The following is a 20,342-nucleotide window of genomic DNA, read 5'->3' as shown; positions in this document are numbered from 1 at the left end:
TCTCTATTTATACAGCCCTAATGTCAAATGCCTATTAAGTGCCAACAGCACTAATCTCCTAGCCATTTTTTTAGCATTTTATCAAGTTTATTCATACTTATTGGTTTGCTAAAATAATCATCCATCCCTGAATTAATGCATTTATCACGATCACCCTCCATTGCATGAGCAGTCATGGCAATAATTACAGTTTCTCTATTCAACCCTTCATTTTTCTTTATTATGGAAGATGCTTCATAACCATCCATTAATGGCATTTGGCAATCCATCAAAATTATATTGTATTTTTTAATATTACACATCTCAACTGCCTTCTGCCCATTCTCAGCCAGATCAGCATTATAGCCCAATTGCCTTAACATAACAGTTGCCAACTTTTGATTTGCTAGAGTATCCTCTACCAGTAAAACATTGTATTGTTCTTTTGATGCCGATTTATTGGTCATATCTTTAGTATACTTTTCGTCTAAACAGTCTTCGAAAGATCGTGCCTGCGAACCAGAACCACTGAAAGCAGTTTCAAGCAACTCCCTTCTTATCATTTGCATATTGTCCAAATTGAGTATGCCCCGTGGATTATATCTTTTTAAATCTAGTTCTATATAAAAAGTTGAACCCTTTCCAAGAACACTATCTACATTTATTTTTCCATTCATTAAATTAATAATTCGATGGGAAATTGCTAACCCCAGACCTGTACCTCCATATTTCCTGGTTGTTGAGGCATCAGCCTGGGAAAATATAGTGAAAAGTCTTGGCAATACTTCTTTATCTATTCCTATCCCGGTATCACTAATTTGAAATTGGATCTTAACATTTTGTGCATTATCCTCTACAAGGATAAGCTCGACATTTACTTCCCCTTCTTCTGTAAATTTAAGACCATTACCTATTAAATTATTCAAAACTTGTCTCAATCTTCCCGGATCTCCGTATAGTACCTTCGGGACATCTGAAGCGATGAACAGATTGATTCGGATACCTTTATCATTTGCTCTAGGTACAAAAAGGTTCACTGATCCTTCTACTAGAGAATGAATATCAAACAGGATATTTTCCAGTTCCAGCTTATCAGCTTCAATCTTAGAATAATCTAATATGTCATTGATAAGCAGGAGCAGTGCGTCAGAAGCTGATTTTATTTGCCCGAGGAATCCCCATTGTTCTCTTGTTAAATCCGTCCTGAATAGAAGTTCAATAAAACCAATAATTCCATTCATAGGGGTTCTGATTTCATGGGACATATTCGCAAGAAACTGGCCTTTTAGAATACTGGCTGTCTCTGCAGCCTTTTTCGACTTCTCCAACTCTTCATTTATTATGCTTCTCTCGACAGCTCTTTCCAAAGAATTTGCAAAAGCTCTTAATACAGAAAATTCAGCCTCCGACCAATTTCTTTCATATGTGCAATCATCAAAACCCACAAATCCCCAGAAATCCCCTCTAACAAAAATAGGAATTACTGCTATCGATAAAATGCCCTTGGCCGCAAGAACTTCTCGGGTTCTGTCATTCTTAAGTTCTCTTACGATTCCAAAATAGGCTTCTCCATTTATAAGTGGTTCTATAAAGCCATCTATCTTGGCAAATGGAATCCCTTGCAGGTCCCAATTGTTAAGCAGGGGCTCACACAGGCTTGAATGCCATTCAACTTTTTGATTTGTGTACTGATTCCCTGCCAGATCAAATGTATTTTGAAACAGATTAATTCTATCTACCTGTGTAGCAGAACCGAGCAATTCAAAGGAATTCTTTACGGCAACCAGATAATCACTACAGTCCAAAAACTCCTTGATAGACATTGCAACAGCAGAGAGTATTTTTTCTTTTTTATTTAACTCCTCTTCGACATGCTTTCTTTCAGTAATATCAATAAATACAGCAAGAACAGCCGACTCATTTTCATACGTTATAGCCGATGTTTTAACGATTAGATTGGTAACTGCACCTGTTTTATTGATAAATTCTATCTCGAAATCTCCAATTGTTTCTCCTTGTATCCTTCGCTTCATGTTAGCTAAAATCAGCTCGTTAGAATTTTTCGATATGAATTTCTCAACATTATGTCCTATTACTTCATTTTTTTCGTAGCCTGAAGCACTCAAGCCTGCATCATTTACAAAGACGATCGTTCCCATTTTGAATATTGCCACTATCTCGGGAGCACAGTTCACGATTGCAGAATATCTTTCCTCACTTTCGCGAAGCTGTTCCTCTATTTGTATCCTATCAGTGATATCATCAAAACACTCAATCCCGCCTGTGACTTCCCCTGTCTCATCTCTTAAAAGAGCCGCATTTTTAGAAATATATCTCGTTTCCCCATTTTTATTTCTAATTGTGCATACCTTCCCAATTGTTGGTTCCTTCAAGTATAATCCGCATTGTTCATTACAAGGGGTATTAGCAAACAAGCTACAGCCTTTTCCAACGACTTCACCCTGTGAATAACCGGTTAAATGTTCAGCCCATTTATTCCAACTTAATACCTTTTTATTGTTATCAACTGAAAAGACCGCACTTGGAACAGTATTTAAAAGCATTTCTGCATATTCCGTTTGCACCTTCAATTGCTTTTCTACGCTTTTTCTTACTGTAATATCTCGAGCAATGCCTATAAGCCCTGCCACTTTGCCGCTTTCATTATAAAAAGGTGTTTTTACTGTTTCAACATCAGCAAAAGTACCATCCGCCATGGATATTCTCTCTTCGTAAATCCTCATTTCTCCAGTTTCACACACTTCTTTATCTCTCTGATGGAAAAGTTCAACAAGTCTTTTATCTTTAATAAAATCCATATCAGTTTTGCCTATAATTTCTTCTTTACTCAATCCGATACATTTATCGGAAAAAGCATCATTGCATCCCAAGAACACACTTTTAGTATCTTTAAAAAATACCAGATCTGGAGTTGCATCAATCATAGAACTTAGAAAGCGCCGTTGGTTTTTCAAACTGGAAATATCCTTGCAGATTCCAAAAGCTACGTTTTTGCCAAGCCATCTTCCAATGAATATGCGGGTTTCTACGAAAATATATTTGCCCTCTTTTGTGAAAAGAGGGATCGTATTTTTGTATAGCCTTCCTTCCATCATTTCTTTAACTGCTTTAAAAGCCTCCTCATGTCGCTCGGGAGGATAAATGAGCAAAATGTTTGCCCCACGTAATTCTTCAACAGAGTATCCTAATTTTTGCGTTGCAGATTTATTTACCTCAATAATTTCTCCAAACTCGCCCACAATAAACACATAGTCTTCAATTATATTAAAGAGAGTTCTTAAGGTATCCATTGTTTCATTCATCATTTCTTGGTGATCAGACTCCAATGTTAATGCACCTCCATAATTGATGCAGATAATGACAAGGAAACAAAGTTATATATGGTTAGATATTTCGATATTCTTCGTCTAAATACCTTTAATTCTTTAATCGTATTTCATGAATCATTATTTTTCGCTCATTTTCGCTTGGATCTAACTCCTCAATAGACGAAACAAGTTTTTCTTGCCCTTTACTATGCAAATCCTCAGTTTAGATCCCAAGATTTACGATAGTTTTGACCACATTATTGCTTCCGTCGATGACTGAAACATTGTTGCTACCATGGTTTGTGATATAGATTAGGTTCGTTGCTAAATTCACATTCACCCCTTCTGGAGATGCACCTACCATAATGGTTGAAATAACAACATGGGTCAATCCATCAATAACTGAGACACTGTTACTACCCCAATTCGTTACATATATCCTATTGGTGGCAGGATTTACACCCAGACCTACCGGATTAGAACCCACAGTAACGGTGGTTATGACCCTATTAGAGTTCCCGTCAATGACTGAGACATTATTGCTGCCAAAGTTTGCCACGTAAATTCGGTTCGTTACAGGATTAACACCTACACCGAAGGGCCCTGAACCAATTATTACATTACCCATGAAGGCATTGGAGATTCCGTCAATAACTGAGATACTGTTGTTGCTAGAGTTTAGAATGTAAACTCGGTTAAGGGCGGTGGGAATCGTCATTTTCGACTCTTCCGTTGCTATTCCTTCCATACCTATTGGAAAAAGTTGGGCTGGCAACGTATTATAAACTACGGTCAAGCCTCCAGCATCATTCTTCCCTCGAACTGAGATTTCCACATAATCAGAGTTAGAGATAAATTGGAATTCAAAAATATCAAATTTTGCGTAAAAGTTATTAATTGCAACTTCTCCGGGCGCCACAGTTATTAAATCTAAAACGTACTCTTTCTTATCCGTTCCAGTCCAATAATAACCACTTATTCGAACAGTAGCGCTTACTAGGCTGGTATTAGAAATTGTCACTATGAGCGTCGTACAGGGTCGCACACCGGAAACTCCAATATTCTCAATCAATCCGGTTGTTAACGAAACCATTATATGCCTCCTTACTATGGTAACTGAGGATACTAGTTTTAAAGCGGATTATCCTCTTCAGTTACTGCCTGGATACTTATACGTTCTGAAGTTCTTTAACACTATCATTTCGATAAATAATCAAATAGATGATCTTCAAGTTATATAGTGTATGTTTAAAGTACATGTAAGGGAACGTATTTTGGGCAGTCTCACTGATGTACTTACCTGTCCCCTTTTTTGTTCTTAATATCATTATTGCTTTATGTAAATCTGTGGACTAAAGAAGAATGATGGGAAGCGAATCATACCGATCCCCATCATTCCACTGCCAATGATATTAAGTTAACCACTCTGAGAATAACCTTTTGGCTCTATTTTGAACAATTATAGAACATGCTTCATTAGGATGCAGGCTCATATTTTCACCGTGCCAGCGGTAAGCCAAAAGAGGTTCCGCCAGAAATCCACAAGTGTAATGACGAAGGAATCGATACCACAAATCATAATCATGGGCTTGGGGCAGGCCTTCGTCAAAATTCCCTACAGTCTTTAACGCAGCGCTGCTCATCATTACGGAAGATCCATTAATAAAGCAGCCCTCCATAAGCTTCGTCACCATTTCCTGTTTATTGGGATAAAAAGCTGAATTCACATCATATTGTTTTGTACCATTAGCATCGATGACTATAAAGCTCGTGTAGCTAAAGCCTAATCCTGGATCACTTTCCATCAGTCTAACTTGTTTAGAAATTTTGTCCCCTATAAAGCCGTCGTCGGCACTTAACCAGCAAATATACTTGCCAGTTGCCACCGATAAACCGAAATTTAAAGCGCTGGGCGTTCCTCCATTTGCCTTATAAATATAGTTGATTCTTGAGCGATAAGGCTTCAATACTTCAGATGTCCCATCTGTGGATCCATCGTCTATCACTATCACTTCAAGATTTTTATAACTCTGATAAATGACACTTTCTAAAGCATAGGGAAGATATCGGGCGTGATTGTACGTGGGGATAACGACACTAACTTTTGGCGTTAGCATTAGCAGATTCCCTCCCTTATTATGGAAAACTTACTTTGGATGGAGTTTCCTGCTCCATCCAAAGTTTAGTGAACTATCTAGTGGCGGTTAGCCATCGGATATAGGAAACTTACTTTATTTTAAGTTTAGTTGAACTTATCCAGGGGCTTAACGCCACTTAACGATCCGCTTGCGGGAGTCTTAGCGGCGGTTAGCCATCGGATATATCTTCTTCATCCACTCTACGGTTTTGGGTAATCCTTCTTCTAGGAGCACTTTAGGGCCATGTGCCAGATCCTCTTTAGCTTTGCTGATATCTGGCCGCTTACTGACCGTATTGTGCTTATCTTCAGGGAGATATTTAACCAATTTTGGGTCACCCTTCGTATATTTGAGTACTAAATCACTTAAATCTTTGACACTACGATATTCCGTCCCCCCAACGTTATAAACCTCACCAGGTTTAAAGTTATGAGCTACATTAGCTATGGTCGGAATTAGATCATCCACATACATAAAGACACGGTAGTAACCTTCATAAACATCATATGGGATTGCCTGTAATGCTCGATAAATAAAGAGACAAACAACACTGCGGTAGGAATGATAATATTCCCCAGGACCATAGGCATTGAATAACCGCAGTCTAACAATAGGGGATTCGTACTTCTTTTCAAAGTTGATCACTTGCACTTCGTTTGCCCACTTGGTTAACGCATAATCATTATGCTGAATGATTGTCTTTTTTAGTGGCAAATCTTCTGTTAATAAGGGCTCCATTGCTTCCCCGTAGATTTCTGAAGAACTTGTAAAAATTAATTTAAAGCCCTTCTTCAATTGCCATTCTAGAATGTTGCGTGTTCCAATCACATTCGTTTTCCATAGTGTGTCATAATAATGCTCTCCATTAATACGGCCAAATTCAGCAGCCAAATGGAAAACATAATCATAGTTTTGATCAAATACCCGTTCCAACTGGCGATACTCAGAGATGTCCGCCCTAATATATTTCTCCCCAATATGATGTTGCAAATCGACTTCCCAAACATCGTGTCCCCGATATTGGAGTACTTCTACTAATCTTGTACCTAACGTTCCTTTACTGCCCGTCACCAAAATTTTAGCCATGTCATTGCTCCTTTTTCCACTTTTTTACAGACGCAAGAATCATAATGCTTACAGGTCTTCCGGATCCTGTGACCCCTATTATTTAATCTCTAAAGCCTTTTGCCGATCCAATATTAACCTGGCTGGTAGGTGATCCTCTTTTTGGTTTTCATGATTGGCCTCTAACTCATTAATGGGATTAAAGCCTGCTGCACTCAGCTCATCCGACGAAAATAAGGGATCTTCCACCCTGACAGTATTACCGGACGCTTCCAAAGCTCTGACCAGGTCAACCCCCCTGCTATGCGCAAGATCCTTGACTCCTGTTTTATAGCTCAAACCTCGGACCCAGACTTCTTTGCCAGTGCCCACCTGTTTAATGATTCGCTCCCGATAGTCCTGATCCGCTTGTTCTGCCCCTTCCAACAACGCTGAAGGACACACCGTTCTTAAGAAACTCATATCTTTAGGCAGGCACTCTCCTCCAATTCCCCAGTCAGTAGTTAGAAGTTCGACGTTGTTCTTACTATTGACAGCCATTCTTAGATCGTCAAAACTCATTCCATTCGAAACGCAATATCCATATATATCTTGGGCGAAAGCTACATCAACATAGCGTTTTACATTCTCAACCACTTTAGATAATTCCACCACTCTAACATCCGAAACTTCAATCAGAAGGGGAACCAATGGGTTATAAAACTCACGCCCCTTTTCAAGGCATGTTCTGGTAAAGGCCCCCATAACTCTTGGAGTATCACAAACGGTTTTGTCTACTCCAAACATTACCCGGTGAGGAACATGAATCAAAAAAAGATCTGTTCCTAATTTAAATCCTCTTTTCTCCAAGAATTCTCTAATGCGCATCATGGTACCTGGAGGTAATGTCGATTCAATGGAGATCAAAGAACCCGGACAGATGATCATATGCTCTAAGGCAGAAAACAAATTTTGGCCTTGATTACCAGTGGAAGGAGCCATTAACCAAACATCAATCCCTGTTAAAGCCCTATAATCAGTGGTCACCCTATGACCCTTACGTCTTAATTCGTTAACCCTACTCTCATTCACATCTACCCCGATGACCTCTCCAGAGAATTTTTGGTCTAGATAGGTGAACAGATTAAACCCGATATTACCCAACCCTACGACACAAATTTTCATTATTGGATCCATCCTCCCCCAATATCATCACTATAAGTTATGGCAGTCCACTCCTTGTTGACACAACAGAGGATGTATCTCACAGAAATAATCCCTGTAATATTCGATTTAGATATCAAATTTTGCAACCTTGCTGCTGGGTGTGACATACACTAAAAAGACAATAAATTTATGGAGGACAAATTATGAAACTAGTTATTCCAGTTGTAAGTTTGGAAACAGGAGGGACACGCTTTATTTATCAGTTAGCAAATGAAATGGTTGATAAAGGGCACAGCGTAGAAATTGTGCTTCCTGAGAATGCCTCTGTCTCTTGGCCCCTGCGAGCACAGGTTACCCGTGTTAAAGAACTTACTCCTGATAGAATACCGCCTGCAGATTTCATACTTCCAAATTTTTATCCCACTGTTTTTCCTGCGTGGGCATCAAAAAAAGGCCGAGTCGTTCGACTGAGCCTTGGATATGAGCCTTTATGGGTGCCAGAAAAGGAAAAAGCCTTAGCTTCTTACCATATAGATGTTCCGATCATTTCTATATCTGAATGGCATCGGCAATTAATTTTACAAGAAACTGGGAAAAACAGCACCATTATTCCTGGAGGGGTTGACCACTCTGTTTTTTGTCCCAGTCCCAAAAAGTCTCTCTCTACTGGACGTTTGTCAATAGCTTATATCCTTCGTTCTAAGGAACATGGCTATACTTGGAAAGGTACCGAAGATTTTTGGGAGGCCTGCCAGCGCTTAACTCAGTTGGTTCCTGCCTTTGACATTCAGGTTGTAGCTCCGGAAGGGGCAAATTACCCAGCGCCCCTGCCCTATGAGATAGTGAATGCCCAATCGGACAGTGAGATGGCCCGATTCTATGCTCAGGCAGATATTTTTGTTTCGACCTCCTACTTTGAAGCCTTTTCTATGCCCCCTTTAGAGGCGATGGCCTGTGGGACTGCAGTCGTAACTACGGATAATGGGGGTAACCGAGATTATACAAAAAATGGAGAGAACTGTTTACTTGTTCCCCCCAGCGATACTCAACAACTAACCCTTATACTAGCTCATCTCTTAACTCAGGAAACAATACGGAATCAACTTGCCCATACCGGCTTACACTACGTCCAGTCTTGGACATGGCGACGCGCTGCCGATAAATTAGAAGCCTTACTTTTTCAGCTAGCGCGCGTCTAGAACACATTTAGATAACCAGAAGCCATATGCTCTCGGTCTTTTCTCGAACCTCATGCCTCTGATCTCTAACCTCTGTTTAAAAATCCTTCCAAGCTAAGAGGGCATCGACAGGCTCAGCGTTTTTACCATATACCTCCACAAACGCTTTGTTACTCTGATCATGGAACTTACTAAAAATTACAATATTATAGCCAAGCTTCTGAAAATCCTCAACCTCCCATCCTGATCGATGCCTCTGAAAGCTTTCTCCCCCTAAACCATAATGATCTACGTCAAGCTGTTTGAAGAAACCCCTTGGGGTAAAAATAATAACCCTTTTAGTAGCAATCTCTTCAGCTTGGCGCAAGACATCCCAAGCAACCGCTTTCTCGAAATGCTCGATGACATCAATCAACGTTACACTATCTAGCGACTTAGGCAGAAATAATTCACTAATGCGCTCTGCCGTAAAATTTATTTTTAAGAACTGTTCACTCAAATCAGCATTCTCTAGGTAGGGCCGATGAGCGTCAACTCCGATTTTGATCGGGCAACGAAATTTCCCTAGGGTCTCACCTATTCCGCAACCAACGTCTAGGACCGTATTAGAATCCGACAGAAGTTCATTAATTGTATCAAGGAAATCCTTATGATTTACGACATTGACTGTCACAGGCTTAACATCCTTTCATCTTAATTTCTGTTTTCTATTATGGTATTCAAAATTTTCCTTAAAGTACCATCCGACACACAAATCACCTACTCAATCGCATAATATGTAGTACCGTATAGTAAAGGGAGGACAAACTATGAAGATCGTGTTTCCTGTTCTTAGTTTAGAAATGGGCGGCGGGGCGCGTTTCATTTATCACCTGGCTAATGCCCTTGTTGATAAAGGACATGATATTGAAGTCGTTATTCCCGAAAAGGGCCTCCAAGTCTGGCCCTTGCGTGCCAAACTGAGACGAGTAAAAGAACTTACCCCTTCCTCCATCCCTTCAGCTGATTTCATAATCCCAAATTTCTATTTAACTGTTAAGCCTGCATTCGAGTCTCGTAAAGGCCGGGTAGTACGCTTAAGTCTGGGATATGAGCCTCTTTGGGTTCCCGAATCGGAAATAGCAAAACAGACTTATTTAATCGGCGCTCCAATCATGTCGATATCGGAGTGGCACCGCCAGCTTCTATTCCAACAAACCGGTCTGCAAAGCACGGTTATCTCTGGTGGAGTAGATACTTCGACATTCCGTCCTTATCCTAAACCGTCTGAGCAAACGGGTATCAAGAAGATTTTTTACATCATGCGTGACCCTACTTTAGGGTATACGTGGAAAGGCGGCTCAGACTTTTTAAAAGCTGTCACCCGTTTAAAGGAACAGATTAATTTCGAGTTAACCGTATCCATTCCAGAGGGTGCCCAATTTTCCAGCCCAGTGCCTTGTCGGGTTAAACCCTCGACAACAGACCACGAGCTAGCCCAGCTCTATGCAGAGGCAGACGTCTTCGTTTATACCTCTTACTTTGAAGCATTTGGCTTGCCACCCCTTGAAGCAATGGCTTGCGGTACAGCTGTAGTGACCACAGATTGTGGCGGAAATCGCGATTACGTTAGCAACGGTGAAAACTGTTTGTTAGTTCCCCCAAGTGACATTGATCAGCTAAACTCAGCAATCTATTATCTATTGACACAGGATACTGAACGTCAGCGGTTAGCCGCCTCAGGCCATATTTTCGCCCAAGCTTGGTCTTGGCAACGCACTGCAGATCAAGTAGAAGCTTTCTTGATGAGTGTTAAGTAGATAAAACTTAAAAATTAGCAGTTAAAGACTTACTTGTAAGTTTTTAACTGCTTTAAAACTGGAGGAGCATTGTTCAAGCATGTTCTGCCTACTTAAGGTGGAAGATCGCTCATTTTTATGATATAATTAAATTGAAAATTTTGGAATAAATCAGACCGTAAACCCATCGACAAATTCAGGGAGGGGCTAGGTTGAATATCGATGATAACACGTTAAATAAAGTTAAAGACTATCTTGTTAAGGAATTAAAGCCCCATACTTTAATTCTTTTTGGTTCATCCGTAAAGGGTTATTTTCGGGAAGATAGCGATATTGACATTGCCTTTATTAACGCCAAAGAAGTTAAGTCATATGATCTTTATCTCTTAGCTCAGGCTCTAGTTATAGAGGTAGGCCGGGAAGTTGATTTAGTCGATTTAAGGCAAGCATCCACTGTCTTCAAGGCACAAATTCTTGGCTCAGGTCAAGTGATCTATTCTAACGACCCAACGAAACTGGCCGAATTTCAAATACGGGCTCTCAAAGAATATGCCTTACTTAACGAAGAAAGAGCCGAAATCCTTAAGAATATTTCTGCCAGGAGGAGTGTTTATGGTAGATGATGTTGCCTTCAATAAAGTCGCGATTATCGAACGTTGTCTTCGTCGCATTCATGAAGAGTACCAGGGGAATTTTTTGAACCTAGAGAATTATACGAAGCAAGATTCCATCATACTCAATATCCAACGATCTTGTGAAGCAGGCATTGATCTTGCAATGCATCTGGTGGCTTCGGAGGGTCTAGGTATTCCCCAGTCAAGTCGGGAGGCCTTTGATTTATTACAGCAAGCTGGAATTGTTGACGAACATCTCGCTCAGAATCTCAAAGCAATGGTTGGATTCCGTAATATCGCTGTCCACAATTATCAGGCAGTTAACTTAGGAATTGTACAGGGAATTATCGAGAAGAACCTAGCGGATCTCCTGAAATTTGGGCAGCTTATCCTTTCAATCAAGTGAAAGACAAAATATTAAAGAAACGGGGTTGAGATTAGTGCTCGGCCCGTTTTTTTAATAATATTTGAAAATATGAGTTTCTTCGTTGTAAGGAGATTAGAGGTTCTTGTACACTTAAATAAAATGACATCCGGACACCCACTCTCCCTCGCCACTCTAACCGTTTCATCCAGCTCGGCCACTGTTGCCATGCCCAAAATAATCATAGGTTTCCCTGTAGACACCAGCTTGTATCAGGGGGAGATCCGTGTTCTCAAAGGATGTGATCTTATAACAAGGTACCTCCAGCGGTCTTCATTGTTCAGTTATCTCTTTTCTCTAATGTTTTTCTTTTGTATTACGCCAATTACCCGACCTTCACGAAGGAATGATAGTAATTGTTAATATTTCTGATTTCTCTGATCTTATCAGGTTGAACCGCGTTGGAAATTTGTTGATATAGTTGCTCATTGTACGCCGTAAAAATCATCTGTCCATTGGTTTTTAAGCGACTCATCAGGTACTTATAATACATCTCTATGTCGATATAGCGAGAATCGCTCTCGACAATAACATAGTCAAAGCTTTTATCAGCATAGATCTCCGTCAGAGGTTGATTTCTACCGGATGCACAACCTGCGCAGATTGTTTTTAAGTCCGCCAGATTGTACGAACCCTCTGAAATATACCAAAGGTTGGTATCCAACACACCTTTTTTTCTCAGAAGGTTTTTGAGCTGGAGCAAGGTTGCTCCACAAGAGAATCCTATCCCCAAGATGTCTACGCTTTCCGTTGGATCTTTTAGATCCAATGAGGCCAAGTTTAAAATATTAAAATCGATAAAGCAAACACTCCAGACATCAACTCCAAATTTATCGTTAAAAAGTTTTCTGTTTTTTACATAAATATTATTTTTAGCATATTCCTCCTGAAAGGTGACCGAACCAAAGTGATGGACAAAGGTATCCATGGCCAGAATGAGCTTATACCCGGCCCTTCTTGCCTTAAAGCAAAGGGCGTCATCATCAAAACCGCCCGGATTAAAATCTTCATCAAAACCGCCAAATTCTTTTTGCAGATCTGTCCTGATTAAGCAGGTATAGGTAATCAGACGCAGTCTCTCCTCCCACTTTAGCGGGGAACTCACGTTGTGCGCCTTGGCCATCTCCTGCATTTCAGCCAAATTCTTATACCCCAAGTCCAGCTGCTGACAGTTGGAGGAATAACTGCTGGCCGGGACAACCATCCCTATTTTTTCGTCGGATTCTGCACAGGTCAGCAAATTATCCAGCCAGTTGGTGGTTAACACTAAATCATTGCTTACATTGACAGTATATTTGCCCTCAGCCATTCTAAAGCCATGGTTGATGGCTTTGTCGACGCCAATATTTTCGGCGAAACTGATTTTCTTTTGATGGGGAAGGGCCTCGAAATACTCTTTGGTTTGGTCTGTGGATCCATTATTAATGGTGATCAGTTCGAAGTCGATATGGGAGGTGTAGCGATACAAGCTCTCAATGCACAGCTTGGTATAGTCCAGATGGTTATAGGCCAGCACAACAATACTAACCAACGGAGAATTCTTTGTTAATGGCTCATTCACTGTCATGAGAAAAAACCTCCCAACGTACGTTTGATATAATCCAGCTTCTCATCATTTAGTCCTGGGTACACCCCGATAAAAAATGTACGCTGGATCACTTGCTCAGTGTTGATCAGTTCCCCAGCAATGCGGCAGGGTATATTCTTATAGGCCGGATGCCTTAAGATATTGCCGGAAAAAAGCATTCGTGTCTCAATATTTCGGGATTCCAAATAGGTTACAATTTCCTTGCGGGTAAAACCGGCGTTTTCCTTGACTGTGATGGGCAGGGCGAACCAGGACGGCTCTGCCTTAGGCAAAGTGCGGGGCAGGATAAAATAGTCGGCGTATTGCTGAAACCCCTCATAAAGAACCTTAAAGTTTTCTCTCCTCTTGCTTGTAAATTCCGGCAACTTTTTTAGCTGCTCGATGCCAATGGCACACTGGACATCCAGCGGCTTCAGATTGTAACCGATATTGCTGTAGATATATTTATGGTCATACCCGTCGGGCAATCCTGCAAATTTTTGCTCAAAGCGGTGTCCGCAGGCCCCATTAGGATTGTCTTCTCCCGTTCGACAAAAGCATGCCCTGCCCCAATCCCGAATGGATAAAGCCTGTCTGTATAAGGACAGGTTATTGGTGAGCAGTGCGCCGCCTTCCCCCATGGTAATGTGATGGGCAGCATAAAAGCTATAGGTGGAGATATCGCCGAATGTTCCGCACAACTGCCCCCCATACCTTGAATCCAGCGCGTCGCAGGTATCCTCAACCACGAACAGCCCGTTTTTGCGGGCAATGTCCATGATCACATCCATTTGGGCCGGATTGCCCAAGGTGTGAGCAAACATCAGCGCCCGGGTTTTCGGGGAGATGGCTGCTTCGATTTTCGAGACGTCTATATTATAGGTGTCTGCCTCAATGTCGATAAATACCGGAATCAGGGAATTTTGCAGGATCGGATTGACCGTCGTTGGGAAAGCAGAAGCCGTGGTAATCACTTCATCACCCTTTTGCAGCCTGCCTTCAAAAGCCGGTGAGCACAAGGCACTGAGGGCAATGAGATTGGCCGAGGATCCAGAATTGGTCACCAATCCATAGCGGAGGTCATGAAAATCACAAAAATCCTCGACAAACTCGGTTCCTTTAGCCCCCAGCGTCAACCAAAAGTCCAGCATGCTGCCCACGGCCGCCTGCATTTCTTTTTCATCAAACACCCTGCCCGCATAGTTTACTTTGCTCGTACCGGGGATGAATTTTTTTTCCGCTTCCCGCAGGGCATAGATTTCAGCAACTCCTGCCAGAATTTCCTTTCTGACAACTTCTTCTCTGCTCATCTCCGCTTCGCTCATTGAACCTCCCCCCCCCTTTACAATAATTCTTGGATACTTCGGCATACGTAATCAATATCCGACTCCTCCAGATTAGCGGCCGAAGGCAGGGATATTCCCCGCTTTTCCACCAGGGCAGCCACAGGGTTTTCAAATCTTGCCTCACATACCGGAAAGCGGCTCATTCTGGGAAATCCGGGACGGCTGTGAATATTCCGTTTCTTCAGCTCACTGACCACCTGATCCCGGTCTGCTAAAATACTCGCCTCCAATAAAACTGAGGGGTAGCAGTAAGTGCTTTTGCAATCTGGCTTCTCGGTAATAATTTTAAGACCTTGGACAGTGATCAGACGTTGGGCGTACCAGCTAAATATTTTTCTCTTTTTTGCCAATAGCTCTTCTACTCTTTCCATTTGCGCCAAAGCCAGGGCGGCAGTTAGGTTGCCCATGGTGTACTGGTACCCCAACATATCCGACCAAAAAGTCCCCTGGGAATCCGTACGGCCCATGGAGGCCAGCAGCTTGGCCTTGTTGTAAATGCCCTCATTATTAGTGACAAGGATACCCCCCTCGCCGCTGACCGTCATTTTGGCGCCTTGAAAGCTAAAGCAACCCACATCTCCCAGAGTCCCGACCTTCCGACCCTTGTACTCCGCCCCAACCGCCGGCGCGGCGTCCTCAATGACCAGAAGTTCATATTCCCTGGCAATCTCCCTGATTTCGTCCATGGCCGCCGGGTGCCCAAAGGTGTGTACGAGCATGATCGCCTTGGTTTTCGGTGTAATTGCCGCTCGAATACAGGCGGGATCAATGGTCCAGGTGTCAGGGTCAATATCCACAAAAACACACTTGGCCCCTGTATAGAAAATGCAATAGGCTGTTGCCACCCAGCTAAAATCCGTTACAATCACCTCATCGCCCTGTTTTAAGCCTATGGCCGCGCAGGCCAGGTGCAGGGCCTGGGTGCAGCAGTGGGTAGCAATAGCGTATTTGGCGCCCACATATTGGGCAAAAGTTTCTTCTAACCTTTGCGTATGCCTGTCATAATTTTCATACCAGCCGTTTTTCACCGCATCAGTGACATAGTCGATCTCTTTTTGCGTAATGGACGGCCCGGCGAAACTGATTTTTTTCTTCGTTTCCGTCATAGTTTTAACCCCCTTAATCTCTCACAGGCTTCATCCAGAACATCATCGCTTTTGGCGAAACAAAAGCGCATCAGGTTCTCTCCCCCGCCGTCGTGATAAAAGGCATTGCCTGGCACAGCGGCCACACCTGTCTTAGCCAGAACATACATCGCCTTTTCCTTACTCGTTCGTCCGGGAACCAAACTGCAATCAGCCAGGGTATAATACGCACCCTGAGGCAGATAGGATTTTAACTTCGCCTCCTCCAGCGCAGCACATAGCTTCGTCCTTTTAAGGCTATATCCCTGGCCGAGATCTTTGTAAAAACTGCCAGGCAAAGCCCTGATGGCCTCTGCCGTCCCTGCCTGCAAAGGAGCCGGAGCGCATACGTAGACCAGATCACTGGCACAACCGATCAGATTGCTTAACCCCTCCTCACACACACTGTAGCCAATTCTCCAGCCTGTAATGCTAAAGGTTTTTGAATACCCTGAAATCGTAATCACCCGATCGGCAATCTCCTGCAGCGAGCCGGGACTGATATGCTCTAAACCGTCATAAACGATATATTCGTAGATTTCATCCGTCAGGATGAAAAGGTCGTGTCGCAGACAAAAATCCGCCAGTAAATCCAACTCACTCCTGGAAAACACCTTGCCCGACGGATTGGCCGGTGTATTAATCAGCAGGCCTTTTGTTCTCTTGGTCACCACTTGTTCTAATTTTTCCATATCCACCTTCCAAGCAGGCGGCTCTAACCTTACGTAAACCGGGGCAATATCTAAAGCCGCCAGAGTATACTCATGGTATCCATAAAACGGCTCGAACAAAATCACCTCATCCCCCGGATTAAACAAGGCCAGGCAGGTGGCATAGAGAGCCCCGGTCGCACCGCAGGTCACAATAATGTTTTTCTCCGGATCGGCCTGTATTTTATTATATTGCCAAAGTTTGGCGGCGATGGCCTGCCTTAAGCCGGGCAAGCCATCATAACGGGTGTAATGATTGATCCCGTCTTCCATGGCTTTTTGGGCACTTTGACATAAAGCCGGAGCCAGTGGTAGGTCGCATATTCCCTGCGAGAGGTTGATGCCCCCCATCTTGTCACATTCGATGGACATAATACGGATTTCCGACTTCATCAGGTTTTTTAGTCGGTTGCTGGCTGTAATCTTCATAAAACTCCCATTCCTTTATAGATCATCTCGGTATAATATCTCTCCGCGACTATCCCCTGTAACTGAGAACGGATTTCCCATTTTTCCTCACTGGGTAGTGCCACTTTAACCAGGGGAATTAATTGCACGACCTGAAAACCGCATCTTTGATAAAACTGAATGGCATGGGTATTATCAGCGAACACCTTGAGGGTTATTTTCTCAAGCTGCAAATCATTATGTCCCCAGCAAATCAAAGAATTCAGAGCATAGCCCATCAGGCCTGGCTGAATGTCTTTTACCCCACGAAGTACGGCATCCACTTCACAAGCCTTTTCCTGATAGTCAAAGCTGGAGAAACCGATATGCCCCAGGAACTGCCCATCAAGTGCTACAATCAAAAAAAGAATTCTGTCATCCCGGCCAATGATGTGCTCATCCAGCCATTTTTCCGTCCGCTCGCGCGTAACCTGAAACGTCCCGGTGGCAATACCCGGATTCTCTTCTCGCCATTTTCCCAGCAGGGCGCTGCATCCCGGCAAAGTAATTCTGTAATCCTCGGTGATGGGTCTTAAATAACCACAGATGACAGTTTGGTCATTATAAACAGGAAGGTTTTTTAAAGGCTCATGTTTGTATTTGCCTTTATAGCGGTCCAAAGTTTCTTTAATAAACAGGGCATAATCTTCCATTTTCATTTTCATTTCTCCTCTAAGGGCGCTATGAGCATGTTGCTATAGAATTCTTCCCGGGCCAAGAGCGGTTCCTGGTCTTCAATCGGTTTGCCCACCTCCAGCTTAGGATAGACAAACGTAGTTTGGGGCAGATGAATACAGAGAAGCAAAGGCTGATCCGAATTTAATGCCTTCTCAATTTTCCGAAGATCCCCATTCTTTTCAATCTCCATACTCTCGATGCCATAGCCTCGGGCAACGGCGCCAAAGTCCGGGGCCTCGTAGCCGATGATTGTTCCTCCATACCTACCCTCAAAATACATCTCCTGAAAATGCCGGATCATGCCCAAGCAGTTGTTATTCATAATTATGATTTTAATGGGTAACTGGTTCCTTTTAATGAGCTGCAATTCCTGAATATTCATTTGAAAGCCTCCGTCACCGGCAATGGCTATGATATTCCGGTCGGGACTCGCATAGTAGGCGCCGATGGCCACCGGCAGAGAAAACCCCATGGCTCCCATGCCCCCTGACAAGAGGAGACGCTGACCTTCTTTTAATTCGAGCGACTGCGCTGCCCACATCTGGTTTTGTCCCACATCTAAACAGATAATGTCGCCCTCTTTCGTTGCCTCAGAAATCTTTTTCATAATGTTGTTGGGATCTGTCCGGTCATCTTTGGTATAGGAAGGGTACTTTTTCTGATAGCCCTTTAATATGGAGTGCCATGAGGAGAGGTCCGGCGGGGAAATACGGTCCGTTTCTTTATTTACACTGCTCAAAAAATCCGCTATATCCATCTTGAAGGAAAGCTCATCGTTTTTAATCCGTCTTTGCAGTTCATGTTCATCAATATCGATTCTGATGAGTTTGGCTTCCCGAGCGAATGTGCTTAGATTGGTTCCCGTCTGACGGGTATCCAGCCTGGAGCCCAAAGCTAAGATGAGATCACTGTTGGCCAGCGCATAGTTGGCGCACCGGTTCCCATAGGCTCCAATCAGTCCGTAGAAATTATCGTCATAACCAACATCCAGCCCCATGAGCGAGCAGACAACAGGGATATTGGTTTTTTGAGCGAATTCTCCCAAAAGCTCTGCCGCCCCTGCCGTCCTTACCCCGCCTCCTGCCAGAATGACCGGACGCCGGGAATGATTCAGGGTTGTGATAACTTCGTTAAGCCATTCTCCATCCCCATGTTCTTCTTGAACAAGTTCACTTTTTTCTTCCTCATAGGCGCTTAGACTGCCTGGATCGATGTCCGCTCTCTGAATGTCCATAGGGATATCCAGCAATACCGGGCCTTTGCGTGAGCTATTGGCTATCGCGATAGCTTTTTGCAGCTCGTATTGAATACTTTTCGCCTCATTGACCCGCGCAGCATATTTAGTGATTGGGGCCACGATACTGACAATATCGGTTTCCTGAAACCCCATTTGCCGAACGCTGGAATCCCCCTTATATTCATAGGTGTTGACCTGACCTGTGATATAAAGACAGGGCACCGAGTCAAAGAATGCACTTCCAATCCCTGTAATCAGATTGGTGGCACCCGGTCCGCTGGTTGCCAGGGCAACTCCGATATCATTTTTAATTCTCGCATACCCTTCTGCAGCAAAAGCCGCCGCCTGTTCGTGGTAAACACTAATAAATTTCATATCCCTGCTCTGATAGATGGAGTCCAAAAGATGAGTGACCGCCCCGCCTGCGTAGCCAAAGATATGCCTTACCCCGTACTTCGCTAGATAATCTATTATAAAATCGGATACCTTCATCTTGACCTCAGCTCACTCTCGTAGCGCTCAATCTGATTTTCACACAGTTCATATTTATCTTCAGTCGACTGGTACCACTCTACCGTATAACCAATAGCTTCTTTCAGCTTCAGCTTCGGCTTCCAGCCGAGCAAGGTCTTGGCCTTCGTACAGTCCAGGCTTAGAAGACCGGCTTCATGGGGCGAATTTTCCTGCCCTGCGCTGCACCAGGTGCCGCTTCCCCAGGCCTCGATGACAGCTTCAACCACGTTTTTCACCGGACAAACCGAGTCGAAATCAGGACCGAAGTTCCAAGCACCACTGTAATCTTCCCCGTGGTCATACATTTTGGCCGCCAAGCTAAGATAGCCGCCCAGCGGCTCCAGTACGTGCTGCCAGGGACGAGTCGCCTCGGGATTCCTGACCTCGACCGGTCTGTGTTCTTTTAAGGCCCTGATGACATCAGGAATGATCCTGTCCAACGCCCAGTCCCCTCCACCGATCACATTACCGGCCCGGGCTGTGGCAATGGACTTGCCATGCCGAGAATATTCCTTGCTGTTCAGATAGGAATTTCGGTAGGAGGCTGTCAGAATTTCCGCACAGCCTTTGCTCGCACTGTAAGGATCATATCCTCCCAAAGCATCGTTTTCCCGGTAACCCCAAATCTGCTCTTTATTTTCGTAGCACTTATCCGTGGTAATCATCACTCCGACCCTGGTCACGTCAGAATGCCTGATGCACTCTAACACGTTCAAAGTTCCCATGACATTGGTGGCATAGGTCCCGACGGGATTTTCATAAGAATACCTGACCAGCGGCTGAGCAGCTAAGTGGAAGACAAATTCCGGACGGACTTCGGCAAAGGTTTTTTGTAAAGCCATAAGATCTCGCACATCGGCGCGAATATCTGTCATTTTATCTTTAAGTTCTGTAACGACAAAATTATCTTCCGTATGGGCAGGATCCAACGCATATCCGGTTACCTTTGCTCCCAACAGGATAAGCCAGATACAAAGCCATGAGCCTTTAAAGCCGGTATGACCCGTAACCAATACATTTTTTCCTCGAAAAACTTCCGCCAATATGCTGTCCCTTTCTATCCTGCTCA

Annotated in this window: 18 protein-coding genes; 4 read left to right on the top strand and 14 right to left on the bottom strand. The window is 43.3% G+C overall.

Going from position 1 to position 20,342, the window contains the following annotated elements; genetic code table 11:
* Nucleotides 1–50: 50 nt before the first annotated feature.
* From M8E35_RS21235 to M8E35_RS21215, 5 genes are all read right to left on the bottom strand, one after another.
* Nucleotides 51–3,326 carry a PAS domain S-box protein gene (locus M8E35_RS21235; protein WP_252472228.1) on the bottom strand — a complete coding sequence of 1,092 codons (3,276 nt, stop codon included), beginning with the start codon at nt 3,324–3,326 and terminating at the stop codon, nt 51–53.
* A gap of 205 nt (nt 3,327–3,531) precedes the next feature.
* Nucleotides 3,532–4,401 carry a YncE family protein gene (locus tag M8E35_RS21230; RefSeq protein WP_252472227.1) on the bottom strand — a complete coding sequence of 290 codons (870 nt, stop codon included), beginning with the start codon at nt 4,399–4,401 and terminating at the stop codon, nt 3,532–3,534.
* 319 nt (nt 4,402–4,720) lie between these two features.
* Complete coding sequence (locus M8E35_RS21225) at nt 4,721–5,425, bottom strand: glycosyltransferase (protein WP_252472225.1); 705 nt, start codon at nt 5,423–5,425, stop codon at nt 4,721–4,723.
* 180 nt (nt 5,426–5,605) lie between these two features.
* Entirely contained in the window at nt 5,606–6,532 is a 927-nt protein-coding gene (locus tag M8E35_RS21220) for an NAD-dependent epimerase/dehydratase family protein (protein ID WP_252472223.1), read from the bottom strand.
* Nucleotides 6,533–6,610: 78 nt separating this feature from the next.
* Nucleotides 6,611–7,675, bottom strand: coding sequence for an NAD-binding protein (locus tag M8E35_RS21215; protein ID WP_252472221.1), 1,065 nt, complete (start codon nt 7,673–7,675; stop codon nt 6,611–6,613).
* 185 nt (nt 7,676–7,860) lie between these two features.
* Between M8E35_RS21215 and M8E35_RS21210 the strand changes: the two genes are divergently transcribed.
* The gene (locus tag M8E35_RS21210) at nt 7,861–8,856 is read left to right on the top strand and encodes a glycosyltransferase family 4 protein (RefSeq protein ID WP_252472219.1); all 996 of its coding nucleotides are present in this window, start codon (nt 7,861–7,863) and stop codon (nt 8,854–8,856) included.
* A 76-nt stretch (nt 8,857–8,932) separates the two neighbouring features.
* On the opposite strand, the gene M8E35_RS21205 is transcribed toward M8E35_RS21210, so the two are convergent.
* A complete protein-coding gene (locus M8E35_RS21205) occupies nt 8,933–9,508 on the bottom strand; it encodes a class I SAM-dependent methyltransferase (protein WP_252472217.1) in 576 nt (191 codons plus the stop codon).
* 136 nt (nt 9,509–9,644) lie between these two features.
* On the opposite strand from M8E35_RS21205, the gene M8E35_RS21200 reads away from it, so the two are divergent.
* The 3 genes from M8E35_RS21200 to hepT all read left to right on the top strand — a co-directional run bounded on the left by M8E35_RS21200 (nt 9,645) and on the right by hepT (nt 11,633).
* A complete protein-coding gene (locus M8E35_RS21200; protein ID WP_252472215.1) occupies nt 9,645–10,634 on the top strand; it encodes a glycosyltransferase family 4 protein in 990 nt (329 codons plus the stop codon).
* Between the two features lie 191 nt (nt 10,635–10,825).
* On the top strand, nt 10,826–11,236 hold the full coding sequence (gene mntA, locus M8E35_RS21195; RefSeq protein ID WP_252472213.1) for a type VII toxin-antitoxin system MntA family adenylyltransferase antitoxin: 411 nt from the start codon (nt 10,826–10,828) through the stop codon (nt 11,234–11,236).
* A complete protein-coding gene (gene hepT / locus M8E35_RS21190) occupies nt 11,226–11,633 on the top strand; it encodes a type VII toxin-antitoxin system HepT family RNase toxin (RefSeq protein WP_252472211.1) in 408 nt (135 codons plus the stop codon). Before mntA ends, hepT begins: the two co-directional genes overlap by 11 nt.
* Before the next feature lie 11 nt (nt 11,634–11,644).
* Here hepT and M8E35_RS21185 read toward each other — a convergent pair whose 3' ends face one another.
* The 8 genes from M8E35_RS21185 to rfbG all read right to left on the bottom strand — a co-directional run bounded on the left by M8E35_RS21185 (nt 11,645) and on the right by rfbG (nt 20,316).
* Entirely contained in the window at nt 11,645–11,821 is a 177-nt protein-coding gene (locus M8E35_RS21185) for an N-acetylneuraminate synthase family protein (RefSeq protein ID WP_252472281.1), read from the bottom strand.
* A gap of 155 nt (nt 11,822–11,976) precedes the next feature.
* A complete protein-coding gene (locus M8E35_RS21180) occupies nt 11,977–13,218 on the bottom strand; it encodes a glycosyltransferase family 2 protein (RefSeq protein ID WP_252472209.1) in 1,242 nt (413 codons plus the stop codon).
* The gene (rfbH, locus tag M8E35_RS21175; protein WP_252472207.1) at nt 13,215–14,543 is read right to left on the bottom strand and encodes a lipopolysaccharide biosynthesis protein RfbH; all 1,329 of its coding nucleotides are present in this window, start codon (nt 14,541–14,543) and stop codon (nt 13,215–13,217) included. The genes M8E35_RS21180 and rfbH overlap by 4 nt, the downstream gene beginning before the upstream one ends.
* A gap of 17 nt (nt 14,544–14,560) precedes the next feature.
* Nucleotides 14,561–15,670, bottom strand: a complete 1,110-nt coding sequence (locus tag M8E35_RS21170; protein ID WP_252472205.1) for a DegT/DnrJ/EryC1/StrS family aminotransferase — start codon at nt 15,668–15,670, stop codon at nt 14,561–14,563.
* The gene (locus M8E35_RS21165) at nt 15,667–16,827 is read right to left on the bottom strand and encodes a pyridoxal phosphate-dependent aminotransferase (protein WP_252472203.1); all 1,161 of its coding nucleotides are present in this window, start codon (nt 16,825–16,827) and stop codon (nt 15,667–15,669) included. The genes M8E35_RS21170 and M8E35_RS21165 overlap by 4 nt, the downstream gene beginning before the upstream one ends.
* Nucleotides 16,824–17,504 carry a GNAT family N-acetyltransferase gene (locus M8E35_RS21160; protein WP_252472201.1) on the bottom strand — a complete coding sequence of 227 codons (681 nt, stop codon included), beginning with the start codon at nt 17,502–17,504 and terminating at the stop codon, nt 16,824–16,826. Before M8E35_RS21160 ends, M8E35_RS21165 begins: the two co-directional genes overlap by 4 nt.
* A 2-nt stretch (nt 17,505–17,506) precedes the next feature.
* Nucleotides 17,507–19,252 carry a thiamine pyrophosphate-binding protein gene (locus M8E35_RS21155; protein WP_252472199.1) on the bottom strand — a complete coding sequence of 582 codons (1,746 nt, stop codon included), beginning with the start codon at nt 19,250–19,252 and terminating at the stop codon, nt 17,507–17,509.
* On the bottom strand, nt 19,249–20,316 hold the full coding sequence (gene rfbG, locus M8E35_RS21150) for a CDP-glucose 4,6-dehydratase (protein ID WP_289710961.1): 1,068 nt from the start codon (nt 20,314–20,316) through the stop codon (nt 19,249–19,251). Before rfbG ends, M8E35_RS21155 begins: the two co-directional genes overlap by 4 nt.
* Nucleotides 20,317–20,342: the final 26 nt, after the last annotated feature.

This window comes from Desulfosporosinus nitroreducens, assembly GCF_023897015.1.
Taxonomy (GTDB): domain Bacteria; phylum Bacillota; class Desulfitobacteriia; order Desulfitobacteriales; family Desulfitobacteriaceae; genus Desulfosporosinus; species Desulfosporosinus nitroreducens.
Note: the sequence above shows the minus strand (reverse complement) of the source record. Positions and strands in the feature narration are given on the sequence as shown.

Excerpts from the sequence above, each read along its gene's own strand:
- M8E35_RS21230 (WP_252472227.1), bottom strand. The coding sequence starts at position 4,401 with ATGGTTTCGTTAACAACCGGATTGATTGAGAATATTGGAGTTTCCGGT.
- M8E35_RS21225 (WP_252472225.1), bottom strand. The coding sequence starts at position 5,425 with ATGCTAACGCCAAAAGTTAGTGTCGTTATCCCCACGTACAATCACGCC.
- M8E35_RS21220 (WP_252472223.1), bottom strand. The coding sequence starts at position 6,532 with ATGGCTAAAATTTTGGTGACGGGCAGTAAAGGAACGTTAGGTACAAGA.
- M8E35_RS21215 (WP_252472221.1), bottom strand. The coding sequence starts at position 7,675 with ATGAAAATTTGTGTCGTAGGGTTGGGTAATATCGGGTTTAATCTGTTC.
- M8E35_RS21210 (WP_252472219.1), top strand. The coding sequence starts at position 7,861 with ATGAAACTAGTTATTCCAGTTGTAAGTTTGGAAACAGGAGGGACACGC.
- M8E35_RS21200 (WP_252472215.1), top strand. The coding sequence starts at position 9,645 with ATGAAGATCGTGTTTCCTGTTCTTAGTTTAGAAATGGGCGGCGGGGCG.
- hepT (WP_252472211.1), top strand. The coding sequence starts at position 11,226 with ATGGTAGATGATGTTGCCTTCAATAAAGTCGCGATTATCGAACGTTGT.
- M8E35_RS21185 (WP_252472281.1), bottom strand. The coding sequence starts at position 11,821 with ATGGCAACAGTGGCCGAGCTGGATGAAACGGTTAGAGTGGCGAGGGAG.
- M8E35_RS21180 (WP_252472209.1), bottom strand. The coding sequence starts at position 13,218 with ATGACAGTGAATGAGCCATTAACAAAGAATTCTCCGTTGGTTAGTATT.
- rfbH (WP_252472207.1), bottom strand. The coding sequence starts at position 14,543 with ATGAGCGAAGCGGAGATGAGCAGAGAAGAAGTTGTCAGAAAGGAAATT.
- M8E35_RS21170 (WP_252472205.1), bottom strand. The coding sequence starts at position 15,670 with ATGACGGAAACGAAGAAAAAAATCAGTTTCGCCGGGCCGTCCATTACG.
- M8E35_RS21165 (WP_252472203.1), bottom strand. The coding sequence starts at position 16,827 with ATGAAGATTACAGCCAGCAACCGACTAAAAAACCTGATGAAGTCGGAA.
- M8E35_RS21160 (WP_252472201.1), bottom strand. The coding sequence starts at position 17,504 with ATGAAAATGGAAGATTATGCCCTGTTTATTAAAGAAACTTTGGACCGC.
- M8E35_RS21155 (WP_252472199.1), bottom strand. The coding sequence starts at position 19,252 with ATGAAGGTATCCGATTTTATAATAGATTATCTAGCGAAGTACGGGGTA.